Source organism: Pseudoalteromonas sp. N1230-9, assembly GCF_032716425.1.
Taxonomy (GTDB): domain Bacteria; phylum Pseudomonadota; class Gammaproteobacteria; order Enterobacterales; family Alteromonadaceae; genus Pseudoalteromonas.
Map to the genome: position 1 here is coordinate 366464 of NZ_CP090420.1, position 14387 is coordinate 380850.

Sequence of the window (14387 nt, forward strand, 5' to 3'; positions counted from 1 at the left end):
TTAACAAAAACATAAAAAGCCGTGCTTAGCACGGCTTATTAGTCTAAAGAACAACTAGCTCTGTGGTGTAAAGAACCTCAGTTGGTGAGCCATTTGGGGAGCCCCCTAATGGTTCAAGGCTGACTGCAAGTAAGCTTATGTCATCCGCATTAAAGCGGGCATCCTTAGGTAGTTCTATTCTTCCTGACTTTGGTAATAGGCCAAGGGAGATAGGCGCTTCTTGCCCTTTTATTATCATCCAAAGTTCATAATCCTTATCGGTGCGAGGAATTAACGCGGCAGATGCTTTCACTGATAAGTTATTTTGTTGAACATCAATAAACCATAAAGGTGTTTGCTCTTGGTTTTTGAATAATGCGATTTGTTGTGCTTGAGATTTTGCAGACTCATGAGGCTGCCAAATGATCAGAGCAAGCACAATACATGCAGCAGTTGCTATTAATGACCATGCTTGGAGTATCGATGAACTCGATTTTTTTGCTTTGCTGTTAATAGGAATAACATCTGGGTCGACACGATTGACTATTTTTTCCCAGACATGATCATCAGGAGGGATAGACTCAATGGAACTTGCTAAGTTGTTAAGATGCTGCTCCCACATCCATGTTGCTTCTCTGGCTCGAGTTGATGTCAGCATTAACCTGGCAAACCTATCACGGGCTGGGCCTCTTAAAGTGCCAAGCACATATTCAGCGGCCAACATATCAATAAGTGTTTGGTTTTCATAATTCATAATGTTAAGCACCTTTGTAACTGTTGTAACCCGCGTCTGATCCAGCTTTTAACAGTACCTAGAGGAGACGATATATGATCAACAAGTTCATGATGAGTCAAACCCTTATAATAAGCCAAGTGAATAACTTGTCTTTGTTGTGGATCAAGTTGTTCAATACAGTCTACTAATTTTGAGTCATCTTCATAGGACACCTGTATGGAGGTCAGATCTTCTTGTTCTTGCTCATCAGTTAAACTTTGCTCTTTACGTACCTTTTTATGACGTAACAGATCTAAGCAGCGATACCTCACGATACTTATCATCCAAGACATTACAGCACCTTTAGATACCTGATAGTCACTGGCGTTATGCCATATTTTAACAAAAGCATCTTGTAAAACTTCTTCAGCTTGAGCTCGATTACCCAGCATTTTTACGCTGATAGCAAATAACTTTGCACTGGTTGTCTGGTACAAATCAGCAAAAGCGCGTTTATCACCTTTTGCTGTTGCACTGAGCAGTGCTAATAGTTGATCATTGTCCATAAAGTTCCTGTTTTTCTTGTTGTATTTAATTAACGGTTAACTCATCTTTTTAGATGCAAAAAAACATTACTTTTAGAGAAAAGACTGTAATTAAATGATAAAACCACACCTTTTCTATTAGTTAGCCTAGCATGGATGTCCAACTTGGCAACTTTAGCTCATTTATTTTCATGCACTTATGTAAGTTATTCATAATTTTGTGAAAATATGACCTAAACTATAAGATAGATTTATTTTAAATTATTAAGTCACTGTTTTTATTAGCTCTAATTATGAGTGTTTAAGTAAATTACTGGTTTGAAACTTGCTTTTAATTAATAAATTAGAAAAACAAGGAGTGATTATGTGGGCTGCTATAAGTTATTTGGCGTTGGGAATTGCATTTATAATTGCAGGGTTGAGTGTTAAGGCTATTTATTTTGCGTTATTTTTTTATTGGACTGCTTTATCCTTACTTCTCGTAAGCGGTGCTTATTTCTTTAACTTGGCACGTATATTTCGTAAGCGTGAAAATGGCGTTATTCCCATTTATATCCGCTGGGCATTTATCCCTTTTCTGATGGGTGCACAACTATACAATGCATGGTCTCGCAAAAATGACAAAGTTCCGCCATTACAGCAAATTGACGAGCAGTTATTTTTAGCATGCCGTTTATTCCCCTCTGACATAGACACTATGAAAGAGATGGGTATAACAGCTATTTTAGATGTTACATGTGAATTTGATGGGCTTGAGTGGTCATCTACTCAAGAAAATATTCGTTATTTAAATATCCCAATTTTAGATCATAGTGTGCCAACTAGGGCACAATTAAACCAAGCAATTAACTGGATCCATCATCAGGTTAAACAAGACCGCCGTGTTGTCGTTCATTGTGCTCTTGGCCGTGGACGCTCCGTTTTTGTGATGGCTGCTTATCTGTTAAGTCAAAATAAAGATGCAGATGTGCACGACATTCTATTGAAAATTAAAGAAACCCGCGAAACTGCAAATTTAAATAAGCGCCAATTGCGCCATCTAGTTCGTCGTCATCGAAATGGCGATTTATTAATTAAAAATAAAGCTGTGTTAATTGCAAACCCAGTTTCGGGCACCAAATTATGGGAATCTAAAAATAAGCAAATAACCTCACGATTATCGCAATATTATGATCTTACTGTGCATACAACCACTAAGGATACAAATGGAACAGAGCTTGCCAAAGAGGCGATAAAGTCACAACCAGATGTAATCATTGCATGTGGTGGCGATGGAACTGTGACAGAGGTTGCTACAGTATTGGTTAATACAGATTGTAAACTAGGTATCATCCCGCTTGGTACAGCAAATGCGCTTGCCCATGTTTTAATGGGAATTAAGTCAAAAATTATTCCCGTTGAGCAAGCCTGCGAATTAATTATAGAAGGACAGGCGACGCGCATTGATACAGCGGTTTGTAATGGCGAAAGAATGTTACTTTTAGCCGGTGTAGGGTTCGAGCAACAAATGATTGAAAAAGCCCACCGTGAAGCTAAGAATGAATCTGGTCAACTTGCGTACTTGCAAGGCTTTTGGCAGGCGTTGGGAGAGCATGAAGCACAGGACTATACAGTGACAATCGACAGTAATGAGCCGCAAGTGATTAATACCACAAGTTTGATTGTGGCAAATGCAGCACCTTTTACTACTTTGTTGGCTCAGTCAGCGGGTCAGCCTGATCATCAAGATGGTCTATTAGATGTGAATTGGTTAACACCTAATACAGATTCAAAAGCAAGCACCTTGAGTATTGCCGAATTGGTTTTCTCGAGTATTACGCAAACAAGTTTCGCGATTGACAGCCATCACACAAATGCAAGGGAAGTGACTATAAGTGCGGATGAACCGCTGAGTTATGTGATAGATGGTGAAGTTAAAACGGCCGATAAGCTGGTGGTTGAAGTATCACCGAAATCACTTTCGGTGATAACCTCAGAGCAGGCTTAACGCTACTTTTTTATACTTTTCCATTGGAACGGTGCGTCGTCATCGTTAGAGGTATTAGAAAAGGTATCAATGTATAATTGCTCTACCTTTTCGCGTGCCCAAGGTGTTTTGCGTAAAAACTTGAGGCTTGATTTAACACTCGGATCATTTTGAAAACAGCGCACATCAATTTGCGCCGCCAAACCATCCCAACCGAGCTTTTCTTGCAGCTTAGTTACGATATCAGCGAGTTTAACACCATGTAGAGGATTGTTAGGTTGATTGTCCATGACTCTTCTTTATAACTTTAAACCAGTGCATTCTAACTTAGAACCGCTACCTTTGCTATTTACAGATCTAGTTAACACGAATAGTTTTGGCTGGACGTGGTCTCATAATGTTGCCATCTTTATCAATTCTTAACCAAGATAACTCGCTGTTGTTAAAGTGTGTATGCTTTGCTGCACAAACGAGCTCGCTTTGACCTATCTGAATAATAGCGCCCTCAATGTAGCGTTTGTTGTCATACCAACACAGCTTTGATTGGTCATATATATCTTGAGAATCAAATACAACAACAGGCTTATCTCTTGCGATTGAGCTCGCTGAAAATAAAATACTAAACATTAAAAACGTATGCTTTAATAGACTCAAAATGTACCTCTGTGTATGCAGTTTTATATAACTACACTAAGCTTAATCCTTGTTACTATAAAAATACACATATCTATAATAAAAAGGAGAACACATGCAATTTGATACTAATATGCTTGATGAGTTAACGCTTCTTGCAAAGTTTCCGCGTGATTCACAAATGCAGGGTATTAAAATCCACTCAGATGCAGATACTTCAATAAGGGATGCTGCAAAGCGCCTTTATGATAAAGGCATTACTGATAGTCCAGATGGTGGCTATTTAACGGATTTAGGACTGGATTTGATCAAGCATGTAAGCGTTATTAATTCAGCGCTCAGTTAGAAAATATAAAATTTAAAAGGCCCGATATTAACGGGCCTTTACTTTGTTCCTTGCAAGTTAGTTTAATTAAACTGCATCAGGTTGATTCTGCGGCGCAGCATCAATAAAAGCATCAAGCTTATTACATTGCTCGTAGACAGCTGCAATCTTAGGGTATTTAGTCATATCGACCTTAAAGCGCAGTGCATTAAATACTTGCGGAACAAGGCACACATCAGCAAGCGTTGGTTTGTTCCCAACACAAAAAGTATTCGCTTCATCAAGTAGCTTTTCGATGCTTTGAAAACCAACTTCTACCCAATGCTTATACCAGGTTGTTTTTGCCTCTTCGTCAACACCAAGATCGTTAGCTAAATACTTTAATACGCGCAAATTATCAATAGGGTGGATATCACACGCCACGGCATAACATAAATTGCGGATCTGAGCTTTTTGCCATGCATCACCAGTCAAAAGCGGTGTGTCTGGGTGCGTTTCTTCAAGCCACTCTAAAATAGCCAGAGACTGAGCAAGTACACCCTGCTCAGTTTCAAGTGCAGGTAATAAACCCTGTGGGTTTTTTGCTAGGTACTCGTCACTTTGTTGCTCTGATTTTAATAAGTTAACTGTCACCAGCTCGTGATCAATGTTCTTCAAATTAAGGGCAATGCGCACTCGGTATGCAGCAGATGAACGAAAATAGCTATAAAGTTTCATTATGCGTCCTGTTTACCAGTGAAATGTTTTTTAATAGTACGCCAACAGTCTGTGTAATTAGGCTGACGCTCTTTACCTTCAAGGGCATATTTTGTTGGTGAAATAACGTAACGTGATTCGAACATAAATGCCAAGGTATTTTCGTAGCGTTGTGGTTCAAGCTCAGCATTTGAAGCTTTTTCAAATACATCAGCTTCTGGACCGTGAGGCGACATACAATTATGTAAACTTGAGCCACCAGGCACAAAACCATGCTCTTTCGCATCATACACACCTTCGATTAAGCCCATAAATTCACTCATAATATTACGGTGATAATAAGGTGGGCGGAATGTATTCTCTGCAACCATCCAACGAGGAGGGAAGATAGCAAAGTCGATATTAGCAACCCCCTCAGTCCCCGATGGTGATGTCAATACGGTGAAGATTGATGGATCTGGGTGGTCATAACTTACCGTATTCATAACATTGAATCGGGCAAGATCATATTTGTAAGGTGCACTATTACCCGTCCAAGCAACCACATCCAAAGGAGAATGGCCGATATCACAACGGAACATATTGCCATTAAATTTAGCAACTAGTTCGAAATCACCTTCAATGTCTTCATAGGCCGCAACAGGGTAGTGGAAGTCACGATCATTAGCATAACCATTAGCACCCACTGGGCCGCGCTCTGGTAAAATATAGGCATGGCCATAGTTTTCACAAATATAGCCACGGGCTGTATCTGTTAATAAATCAACTGCAAATTTAATCCCTCGAGGAATAACTGCAATTTCACCTGCACGAATGGTCAGTTTACCGCACTCGGTTCTCAGCAATAGCTCACCGTGTTGCGGCACAAACAACATTTCACCATCTGCATTATAAAAGTAACGGTTTTGCATTGATTTATTGGCTACATAAATATGAATACCAATACCTGTTTGTGCATTTGCACTGCCGTTGGCAGCCATGGTGACTAAACCATCAATAAAATCAGTTGGCTTTTCAGGTATTTCAATTGGATCCCAACGTAGCATGGTGGGTGGCGTTGGTACTTCTGTGATAGGTGCAGTGCGAATAAGGCCATTATCAATTGGTGTATAATCACCTTGTACAACTGATGGGCGAATGCGGTAAAACCATGTTCGTCGGTTATCAGCACGGGGCGCTGTAAATGCCGTTGTGCTGAACTGCTCAGCATATAAATCGTATTTTACTTTTTGTGGGCTGAATTGACCGATAGGTAATGCATCGGGTAATGCTTCGGTTTCAAATTCATTACCAAAGCCTGTCATATATTGTAATTCGTTATTCATCACTAGACTCCTGAAAGGTTTTAGGTAAGATACTCTCATGTGAGAGTAAATTCAAACCACGCTGAATTTCATTATGTAAACATTCTTTGACAGTAGTGAAGCCATGACAACAGATAAACAGCCAACACTCGATTTACAAAAATTCTTACCTTACTCACTGACTAATATAGCTGTGCAAATGAGTGATCAGTTTAGTGAACTATATCAACAACAATTTGATTTAACGGTGCCGCAATGGCGCGTTATTGCCAATCTCGCTCAATATGGTCAGTGTAGTTCAAAAGCTTTGTGTGATATGGCACAAATGGATAAATCGACTGTATCCCGTGCAGTAAAGTCACTATTAGCAAGAGAGCTCTTAACGGCGAAACCAGACCCGATAGATAAACGTGCAAACTTGCTTATGTTGTCTAAAAAAGGGGTCTGTTTACATGAACAAATTGTACCCAAAGCAATTGCATGGCAAGCACATTTAGTTAGTGGCTTAGATAATCATGAATTAACACAATTTTTTAACATTCTTACTAAGCTTTCCAATCACTTAAATAAAAATGTGTAAATCTGTAATCAGTGCTTTATAGCAATTGATTTAGGCAATCTATACGTATATGATAATGGCTATCATTTACAATTAGAAACTTGGATGTCTCCCTATGAAATTAGCGTTAAACACCGTGAAAACGCTAGGCCTTAGCCTAGTATTAGCATCTACTTTTATTGCCCAACCTGTATTGGCAAATGGCCCAATTGGTGAGCACGTTAATCATCTAAAAGAAAATTTAAAAGATTATTCTGAGGACGTAGAGTGGATGATCGGCAAAGTAGACACTTTGGTAACCGATTACGAAACAAAAGGTGCAAAAGCGGTAAAAAGCGATGACCTACTCGAATATTGGGAATCGGTGAAGTTTCACAGTGCGATAGAAACAAACTACGTACCGGTTTATGCATCAATTTGGCAGAGTATCTATGGCATTAAAATGGCCATTGATGATAAAAAGCCAGCAAGCGAAGTACGCACGCACCAAAAGGCCTTGAATGCTGCCTTGTGGCAAGGTTTAGGAGCTGTTAAACTGGCTGCCGACTTTCAGCAAAAAGGTTTATTAAAAGCTGTAAAAGCAACGGCTTCTGAAACAATGACGCAAAGTGCAACAATTGATGAAATTAAACACAAGTTAGATCGTGTTGTTGCAAAATATGCAGAGCGTTTAAGCGAAGAAGCAACACAGATTGTACACGATACTTACCTTCACTTATTCGAAGGTGTTGAAGGTACACTGATTGAAAAAGATGCGAAGTTAGTAGAAGTTCTCGAAAAAGATTTTAACGTAACCCTGCCAAAAGCTATTTCAGATAAAGGGTCTGTTGACCAAGTACGTGCAGTGGTTGTTGATATGCAAGAAAAACTAGATCGCGCTAAGGTGTTACTAGAAGAAGCCGAAAAAGCACGTAAGGATGTATTTTAGTGAAGCGTAGGACCTTTATTCAAGGCCTGGCTGCGTTTGGGGTAGTGGGCGCAATGCCGCTACCTCTATCACAAGCCTTTGCAGCGACTGCTGCAAGCCCAATTTCAGTGAAAGACTTACCAGCCCTTGAGGGTGATTTAACATTATATTTAGGCCGCGGCGAAGGCGGTTTGTATGAAAATGTACTGCAATCAATCCAAAAGAAAAACCCAAAACTTAATTTATCGATTCGACGTGGGCCTACTGCAGCATTAGCTAATATGATTGTTGCGGAAGCAAAAGCGGGTGTAAAACGTGCTGATTTATTTTGGGCCGTTGATTCTGGTGCAATTGGCTTAGTTACAGACGCAGGCCTGGCTAAACCTTTACCAAGTGATTTAGAAACACAGTTACAACCACAGTTTCGCTACCCTGGTTGGGCTCCAGTGACAGGTCGCATTCGTACATTACCTTATAACACTAAGCGCCTTAGCAAAGATCAGATCCCAGATAGTATTATGGCGATTGCAGATAGCGATTTATCAATCGGCTGGGCACCGGCTTATGCGTCATTTCAATCGTTTGTAACAGCAATGCGTATTCTTGAAGGTGAAGATAAAACAGCTAAATGGCTTAAGAAAGTTCAAAAGCGCTCAAAAACCTATGCGGGTGAGCTTGGTGTAGTGATGGCGGTTGAACGTGGTGAAGTTGATATTGGTTTTGCAAATCATTATTACACATTACGTCTTAAGTCAGGTAAACCAGATGCTAACCTAGACCTTGCGTTCACGAATCAAGATGCCGGTTGTTTAGTAAATGCGTCAGGTGTGTTATCGCTGACCGACAATCCTAATGCAATGAATTTCATGCGTTACTTGTTAAGTGAAGAAGTACAAAGTTACTTAGCGCGCGAAGCCTATGAAATTCCACTGATCCAAGGTATTGAACAACCAGCTGGTTTACCAGCATTAATGGATGTTTCACCGCCGAAAATCGATTTAACTCAATTGGCAGATTTAAGGCCAACACTCGACCTTATGCGCAGTAGCGGTGTTTTATAATGCGCATACCTGCTTCTTATCCCATGGCGCTGCTTGCAGCGCTTTTGGCGTTAGTGCCAGTTTATATTCTGATCACACTAGCCAGTGATGCGACGGCTGTTTTTGATAGTCATAATTTAAAAATTCTTGGTAACACCTTATCGCTTATGGTGTTAACTGTATTAGGCTCTATTTTAATTGGCGTGCCTCTGGCGTTTATTAGTGCCTATGTACAACTTCCTTTTAAAAAGCTTTGGTTAGTGTTATTTGCAGCTCCACTTGCAATTCCAAGCTATATTGGTGCGTTTACACTCTATGCGGCATTTGGCCCAGGTGGTGAAATTAACCAGCTGTTAGGGTTTGAAACCCCAGCTATGTATGGCTTACCTGGTGCTGCCATTGTAATGACCCTGTATACTTTTCCGTTTGTTATGCTAACAACACGTTCTTCTTTACTTAGCCTCGATGCGAGTATGGTAAATGCTGCTCGTACTTTAGGTATGTCGATGAGCATGAGTGTGTTTAAAGTTATTCTTCCGCGTGTAGTTAATGGGATTGCCGCTGGCTCATTACTGGTCGCCCTATACACACTATCAGATTTTGGCACGCCGGCGATGATGCGTTTGGATACCTTCACCCGTGTTATCTATGTCGAATACAATGCATTTGGTTTAAGTCGTGCTGCGATGTTATCGCTGCAGTTAATGGTGATAGTTGGCTTTTTATTGTTCATCGAATCGCAAATTAAAACCACGTCAGAGCGTCATGGTCGAGCTTTGATGTTATTTCCAACAAATGCGCAAAAACTGGCAATGCTAGTAACATTTTTGCCAGTATTGTTATTGGCAATATGTTTACCACTGGCAATTTTTACCCTATGGCTTGCCCGTGACGGAATTGCTGATTTTGATTTCAGCATTGCTTGGAATTCGGCTTATGCTTCTGGGATTGCTGCTATTGCAGCTGTGGTTGTTGCTGTGCCAGTTGCTCATGCCGCACTAAGCGGTAAAGTAGGGCGCTTTATGGAACGAGTAACCTATTTTGGTTTTGGTATTCCAGGTATCGTAATGGGAACTGCCCTAGTTTATGGTGGCTTACAATTACCGCTTTTATATCAAACATTGGCATTATTGGTCATCGCTTATGTACTGCGGTTTTTACCGCTTGCTGTTGGTTCTGTGCGTACTAGTACTGAACACTTAGATTCAAGCTTAATCAAATCAGCGCGCGTACTAGGTGCAAGTCCACGTGAAGCATTTATGCGTATCACCTTGCCTTTAACACTGCGCGGTATTATTGCCGGTGCGGCTTTGGTATTTTTAGAATCAATGCGTGAGCTTGAAGCGACACTTTTATTAGGCCCGACAGGGTTTGAAACCCTTTCAACGTATTTATGGCGTGTTTATGAAGCCGGCTATTTTGGCCGTGCTGCAATACCAGGCTTATTGTTGGTAGTGATATCAGCTTGTGGCTTGGCTATAATGCTCTCTGGTGAAAAGCGCAGTCAATTAGAACATTAAGGATCAGTATAAATGCTATCAGTTAGTAAGCTGTCTATCGATTATGGTAGCAATCGTGTGGTGAGTGATCTTAATTTATCACTTGGAGAGAGTGAGATCCTTATGCTAGTTGGTCCAACTGGCTGTGGTAAAAGTACAATTTTGCAAGCTCTGGCAGGGCTTATTCCTATCAGCGAAGGTGAAATTAATTTAGGCACATGGCGTGCTACTCCAAAGCTCAAAGTGCCGCCTGAGAAACGCAAAGTAGGTATGGTTTTTCAAGACTTTGCGTTGTTCCCGCATTTAACGGTGCAACAGAATATATGCTTTAGGTTGACCGATACATCCAAAGCAGATCATTGGATAAAGTTACTGGGTCTTGAGGCGTTTCGTAATAAAAAGCCTGCAACACTATCAGGTGGCCAAAAGCAACGTGTCGCGCTTGCGCGTACATTGGCTCATGAACCTGATTTTGTACTGCTTGATGAGCCCTTATCTAATCTTGATGCAGCGCTTAAAGATACTTTACGATGGGATATTCGTAATGCATTAAAAGATGCTGGCGTCCCTGCTATTTGGGTCACTCATGACCAAGAAGAAGCCCTATCCATTGGTGACCGTGTTGGTGTACTAAAAGAGGGGGTAATTCAGCAAATCGATACCCCTGAGCGTTGTTTTAGCTTACCAACAAACCGTTTTGTGGCTCGTTTTTTAGGTGAAGCGAGTTTCATAGCAGGTCAATGTGAAGGTGATATAGCTACAACAGACTTAGGTAATGCCCCTGCAATTAAAGTTGACCACAATGCCGCAGCGGTTGATGTGCTATTGCGACCTGATGATGTTCATTTAATTCAAAATGCACAATCGTCAAATGGTGTGGTTACATGGGTGCGCTACGAAGGTGGTAGCCGTTTATGTGCTGTAGAACTTGCCTGCAAAACAACAGTTACAAGCCGTGTAAGCCATGAAGTCGTTGTGCGGCCGAATGACCACGTACATGTATCAATTAACACAACCCATCCGCTGGCCGTATATTCGCGCTAACTAATAAAAAGCCCGCCTAATTAGGCGGGCTTATAATTTGCTTTTAACTATTAGAAGCTATAACGAACCCCGATACGCATCTCCCATAAAGAAGGTTCAGTTTGTACACTCGTACCAGCAGGGTTGTTGAAAGAGCTATAAACGTACTGACCATCAACAATGTCAGCTGTTACAGCACTTTGTAACGAACTACCTGATTTTAAAACACCCCAATCATCATTTAACAGATTACCGATGTTTTTAATTACGAAATAAGCAGAGCCTTTTTGATCAGGCGTGAAGCCCATGAACTCTTGCTCAACTTTTAGATCGAATGTAACCCACCAGTCGCCATCAATATTATTACGTTTTTGGATCTCACCTCGTTTTAAGCCTTCACTTTCAATCCAGTTATTAAAGGCGGTTTGATCGAAGTCAGGTCCATAAACAACTGCTGCATCATCAACTTCTGGTACATATAAAAGTTGGCGACTCGCATCATTAAAGCCTAAACCACCTGAATCTCTATCAAAGGTATACGAGTATGGGTTAGTCTGTTGTGCTTGACCAAATAGGTTGAACTTAGTTTCGTAGCCATCAAAAATTTCATGGCTATAACCTAAAGATAATGTAAAGCGATGAGGTATCTCATAATTAGAAGTTGTCACCCCAGGATTCTCTGAATCAGATACCGCAATAAAGTGGTAATTAGAGAATGCTACAGAGCTTGTCATTGGGCTCACATCTTTAGCCACGGTATAAGCATAAGAAAGCGCTAAATCTATGCCATTATCAAATGCTTTATTCATCGATAAAGAAAGTACATGTGAATAAGCATCGCTGCCTTCTACGTTTGTCAGCATAAAGTCAGATACACGTGGGTGTAAAACATCGTTGTAAACAGGGCGGCCATCTGGCGCTGTGTCTGTTTGTACGTTGGCGATGTTGCGAATGATTGCTGAGTCTTGTTTATCTGTATAGAGATAATCAACATTGAACACATAATCATTGCTGGTGATGTAAGTACCACCTAAAGAGAACTTCCATTCTGAAGGAATTTCAAAGTCAGGGTCTGTCACATTTGCGCTTGCATCTGCACCACCTTGTCCAACCTCGTCATAGAGTGATTGAGGAATGTCATAACCTGGCATACCGCCACCATTAAATGCAATGGCATCATCACCAAGAATTTGTAAACCTCTTTGGTCAATCTGAATATTTCGTACACCGTCATTAGAGTAGCTGTTCGAAACCCAAACATTTGGATTACCACCCGAATATAGACCAAAACCACCACGCAACTCTAATTGATCGTTATAAATCCAGTTGATGCCTAAACGCGGTTGAAGAAGGTCAATACCATCGAGGTTTTGGCTATTTGAAAAGCCATATCTGTCTTCAAAGTTTTGGTTATGGGTTGGTTTATCGCTGCTTGTATACCAATCATAACGTAGACCCGCTGTAATCGTGATATCGTAGTCAATTAGCTCAAATTTATCTTGAAAGTAAACGGTGTTTAAAGCGTAAGCAAATTCGCCTGCTGCATCGTCTGGATTTTGTGATGATGCGTTGCCATAGTAAACACGCGCAATACCATTTTCAAAATCTTCTATTGAACTAAAGCGATATTCGCCTTCTGTGTGCTGAACAAATAAGTTGTATACATCCAGTTCTTCACGCTCATATCCAAATGATAATTCATGATCTTCTAAATAATATGTGCCACCTAATTTAAGTGATAGGTTGTCATAATTTAGGATATTTGATTGGCGAGAATCATCAGGGCCGATATAAACATCAATATCACCTGTGTCGATACGGAATTCACCAAAACCAGATGCAGCATCTAATGATTGTTGGCGGTTATCGAGTTTTGAATAACCCACTCTTACTTCTGTTGAAAAGTTATCTGTCCAATCAGAGTAAACAGAGGCAACATAAGATTCTAATTTAGCGCCACGCTCATAGAAGTGGTTTGAAAGAGCTATTTCGTTAGAATCTGCATCAGATTGAGCTAGAGAGAAGCCATCATTATAGTTATACACTAGGCTTGCACGGTGGGCATCGTTAATGTTCCAATCAAGCTTTACTAAAATCTTTTCGTCTTCGACAGGTAGGCTTGGAATCATACTACCTGGGTCGTAGTTGTAGTTATCTTTTGAGATTTGTGTAATGCGATCGATCGTTGCTTGATCAATACGGTTGTCAGCAAATGGAATATAATCGAAGATTTGCGCGCCTTCTAGTTTCTCATAAGAGGTAAAAAAGAATAGCTTATCTTCAATTAAAGGTAGACCTAGGTTAAAACCATAACGTTTCTCAGTGTAGTTTCCTGTATCAAGCTTTTTACCTTCGATAGAGTCGCCTGACATTGAGTCATTGGTATAGTCGTAAAATAAACCACCATGAATTTCATTGGTACCTGATTTTGTTACCGCATTAATATTACATGATGTAAAACCACCGTATTGCACGTCGAATGGCGCAAGTTCAACAGCCACTTGGTCTATAGAATCGAATGAAAATGGCATGCGTTCGGTAGGGTAGCCGCTCGAATTTAAACCAAAGTTATCATTCATGCGCACACCATCAACAGTCAAGCTGTTAAAGCGAGGATTACCGCCGCCACAATTAATTGAGTTTGCATTTGTTTCATCAATAAAGATGCGCGGGTCGGCGCGAATAATGTCTTTCAAATCACGGTTTATGGCAGGGCGAGACTCTAGATCTTCAAGTGAGAAATGACTTGCAGGACCTGTGCTGCCAGTTTGTGCGCTTATCGGTGCGCCAGATACCACGATTTGTTCCATTTGCTGTGTTTGTAAACTAACAGTCACAGGGTAATCTTGACCTAAAGTCAAATAAATACCATCAAGTTGTTGATCTTCATATTGATCAGAATCGACGATAATTTTGTAAGGGCCACCGACGCGAAGGCCTTGGCTTGAAAAATTACCTTCATTTGTTACTGTCGTTTTTTTAACTGAGCCTGAAGGGACATGGATTATTGTTATTTGTGTGCCAGCAGCAGGGTTGCCATTCGGGCCTGTAACTTGTCCTTTGATAGAAGACGAGGTTTCATTAGCCATTGCAGCATGGCTGAACGTTAAACAAGTCGCAACAGCGATTGCCAGTGTACTTTTATTAAATGTTGATTTCATGAGGTTTCCCGTTATTAAATTATGATACTTACTGG

Annotated in this window: 14 protein-coding genes; 7 read left to right on the plus strand and 7 right to left on the minus strand. The window is 40.6% G+C overall.

The window, feature by feature from the left end:
- Positions 1-43 precede the first annotated feature (43 nt).
- Together LY624_RS19030 and LY624_RS19035 are read right to left on the minus strand one after the other, a co-directional pair.
- Complete coding sequence (locus LY624_RS19030; protein ID WP_341804826.1) at positions 44-733, minus strand: anti-sigma factor; 690 nt, start codon at positions 731-733, stop codon at positions 44-46.
- Positions 730-1260, minus strand: coding sequence for a sigma-70 family RNA polymerase sigma factor (locus tag LY624_RS19035; protein ID WP_341804827.1), 531 nt, complete (start codon positions 1258-1260; stop codon positions 730-732). Before LY624_RS19035 ends, LY624_RS19030 begins: the two co-directional genes overlap by 4 nt.
- A gap of 343 nt (positions 1261-1603) precedes the next feature.
- On the opposite strand from LY624_RS19035, the gene LY624_RS19040 reads away from it, so the two are divergent.
- Positions 1604-3226, plus strand: a complete 1623-nt coding sequence (locus tag LY624_RS19040) for a diacylglycerol kinase family protein (protein ID WP_341804828.1) — start codon at positions 1604-1606, stop codon at positions 3224-3226.
- Positions 3227-3228: 2 nt separating this feature from the next.
- Here the strand turns inward: LY624_RS19040 and LY624_RS19045 are convergent, their stop codons facing one another.
- Both LY624_RS19045 and LY624_RS19050 read right to left on the minus strand, forming a co-directional pair.
- Positions 3229-3495 carry a VF530 family protein gene (locus tag LY624_RS19045; RefSeq protein WP_237118853.1) on the minus strand — a complete coding sequence of 89 codons (267 nt, stop codon included), beginning with the start codon at positions 3493-3495 and terminating at the stop codon, positions 3229-3231.
- A gap of 67 nt (positions 3496-3562) precedes the next feature.
- The gene (locus LY624_RS19050) at positions 3563-3832 is read right to left on the minus strand and encodes a DUF1496 domain-containing protein (RefSeq protein ID WP_341804829.1); all 270 of its coding nucleotides are present in this window, start codon (positions 3830-3832) and stop codon (positions 3563-3565) included.
- A 121-nt stretch (positions 3833-3953) separates the two neighbouring features.
- Between LY624_RS19050 and LY624_RS19055 the strand changes: the two genes are divergently transcribed.
- A complete protein-coding gene (locus LY624_RS19055; protein ID WP_130152096.1) occupies positions 3954-4184 on the plus strand; it encodes a TIGR02647 family protein in 231 nt (76 codons plus the stop codon).
- A 66-nt stretch (positions 4185-4250) separates the two neighbouring features.
- On the opposite strand, the gene maiA is transcribed toward LY624_RS19055, so the two are convergent.
- Both maiA and hmgA read right to left on the minus strand, forming a co-directional pair.
- Entirely contained in the window at positions 4251-4880 is a 630-nt protein-coding gene (gene maiA / locus LY624_RS19060; protein WP_341804830.1) for a maleylacetoacetate isomerase, read from the minus strand.
- Entirely contained in the window at positions 4880-6184 is a 1305-nt protein-coding gene (gene hmgA / locus LY624_RS19065) for a homogentisate 1,2-dioxygenase (protein ID WP_341804831.1), read from the minus strand. Before hmgA ends, maiA begins: the two co-directional genes overlap by 1 nt.
- A 103-nt stretch (positions 6185-6287) precedes the next feature.
- On the opposite strand from hmgA, the gene LY624_RS19070 reads away from it, so the two are divergent.
- From LY624_RS19070 to LY624_RS19090, 5 genes are all read left to right on the plus strand, one after another.
- Positions 6288-6743, plus strand: a complete 456-nt coding sequence (locus tag LY624_RS19070; RefSeq protein ID WP_341804832.1) for a MarR family winged helix-turn-helix transcriptional regulator — start codon at positions 6288-6290, stop codon at positions 6741-6743.
- A gap of 94 nt (positions 6744-6837) precedes the next feature.
- Positions 6838-7650, plus strand: coding sequence for a hypothetical protein (locus tag LY624_RS19075; protein ID WP_130152092.1), 813 nt, complete (start codon positions 6838-6840; stop codon positions 7648-7650).
- Positions 7650-8690, plus strand: a complete 1041-nt coding sequence (locus LY624_RS19080) for an extracellular solute-binding protein (protein ID WP_341804833.1) — start codon at positions 7650-7652, stop codon at positions 8688-8690. Before LY624_RS19075 ends, LY624_RS19080 begins: the two co-directional genes overlap by 1 nt.
- Positions 8690-10189 (plus strand): ABC transporter permease, encoded by a 1500-nt coding sequence (locus LY624_RS19085; RefSeq protein WP_130152090.1) that lies wholly within the window; start codon positions 8690-8692, stop codon positions 10187-10189. Before LY624_RS19080 ends, LY624_RS19085 begins: the two co-directional genes overlap by 1 nt.
- Before the next feature lie 12 nt (positions 10190-10201).
- Complete coding sequence (locus LY624_RS19090; RefSeq protein WP_341804834.1) at positions 10202-11212, plus strand: ABC transporter ATP-binding protein; 1011 nt, start codon at positions 10202-10204, stop codon at positions 11210-11212.
- Between the two features lie 50 nt (positions 11213-11262).
- On the opposite strand, the gene LY624_RS19095 is transcribed toward LY624_RS19090, so the two are convergent.
- Positions 11263-14352 (minus strand): TonB-dependent receptor, encoded by a 3090-nt coding sequence (locus LY624_RS19095; RefSeq protein ID WP_341804835.1) that lies wholly within the window; start codon positions 14350-14352, stop codon positions 11263-11265.
- Between the last annotated feature and the right edge of the window lie 35 nt (positions 14353-14387).

What these genes read in the sequence shown, in the direction of transcription:
- LY624_RS19050 (WP_341804829.1), bottom strand. Translation starts at nt 3,832, where the DNA reads ATGTTTAGTATTTTATTTTCAGCGAGCTCAATCGCAAGAGATAAGCCT.
- LY624_RS19030 (WP_341804826.1), bottom strand. Translation starts at nt 733, where the DNA reads ATGAATTATGAAAACCAAACACTTATTGATATGTTGGCCGCTGAATAT.
- LY624_RS19090 (WP_341804834.1), top strand. Translation starts at nt 10,202, where the DNA reads ATGCTATCAGTTAGTAAGCTGTCTATCGATTATGGTAGCAATCGTGTG.
- maiA (WP_341804830.1), bottom strand. Translation starts at nt 4,880, where the DNA reads ATGAAACTTTATAGCTATTTTCGTTCATCTGCTGCATACCGAGTGCGC.
- LY624_RS19070 (WP_341804832.1), top strand. Translation starts at nt 6,288, where the DNA reads ATGACAACAGATAAACAGCCAACACTCGATTTACAAAAATTCTTACCT.
- LY624_RS19035 (WP_341804827.1), bottom strand. Translation starts at nt 1,260, where the DNA reads ATGGACAATGATCAACTATTAGCACTGCTCAGTGCAACAGCAAAAGGT.
- LY624_RS19075 (WP_130152092.1), top strand. Translation starts at nt 6,838, where the DNA reads ATGAAATTAGCGTTAAACACCGTGAAAACGCTAGGCCTTAGCCTAGTA.
- LY624_RS19040 (WP_341804828.1), top strand. Translation starts at nt 1,604, where the DNA reads ATGTGGGCTGCTATAAGTTATTTGGCGTTGGGAATTGCATTTATAATT.
- LY624_RS19045 (WP_237118853.1), bottom strand. Translation starts at nt 3,495, where the DNA reads ATGGACAATCAACCTAACAATCCTCTACATGGTGTTAAACTCGCTGAT.
- LY624_RS19085 (WP_130152090.1), top strand. Translation starts at nt 8,690, where the DNA reads ATGCGCATACCTGCTTCTTATCCCATGGCGCTGCTTGCAGCGCTTTTG.
- LY624_RS19095 (WP_341804835.1), bottom strand. Translation starts at nt 14,352, where the DNA reads ATGAAATCAACATTTAATAAAAGTACACTGGCAATCGCTGTTGCGACT.
- hmgA (WP_341804831.1), bottom strand. Translation starts at nt 6,184, where the DNA reads ATGAATAACGAATTACAATATATGACAGGCTTTGGTAATGAATTTGAA.
- LY624_RS19055 (WP_130152096.1), top strand. Translation starts at nt 3,954, where the DNA reads ATGCAATTTGATACTAATATGCTTGATGAGTTAACGCTTCTTGCAAAG.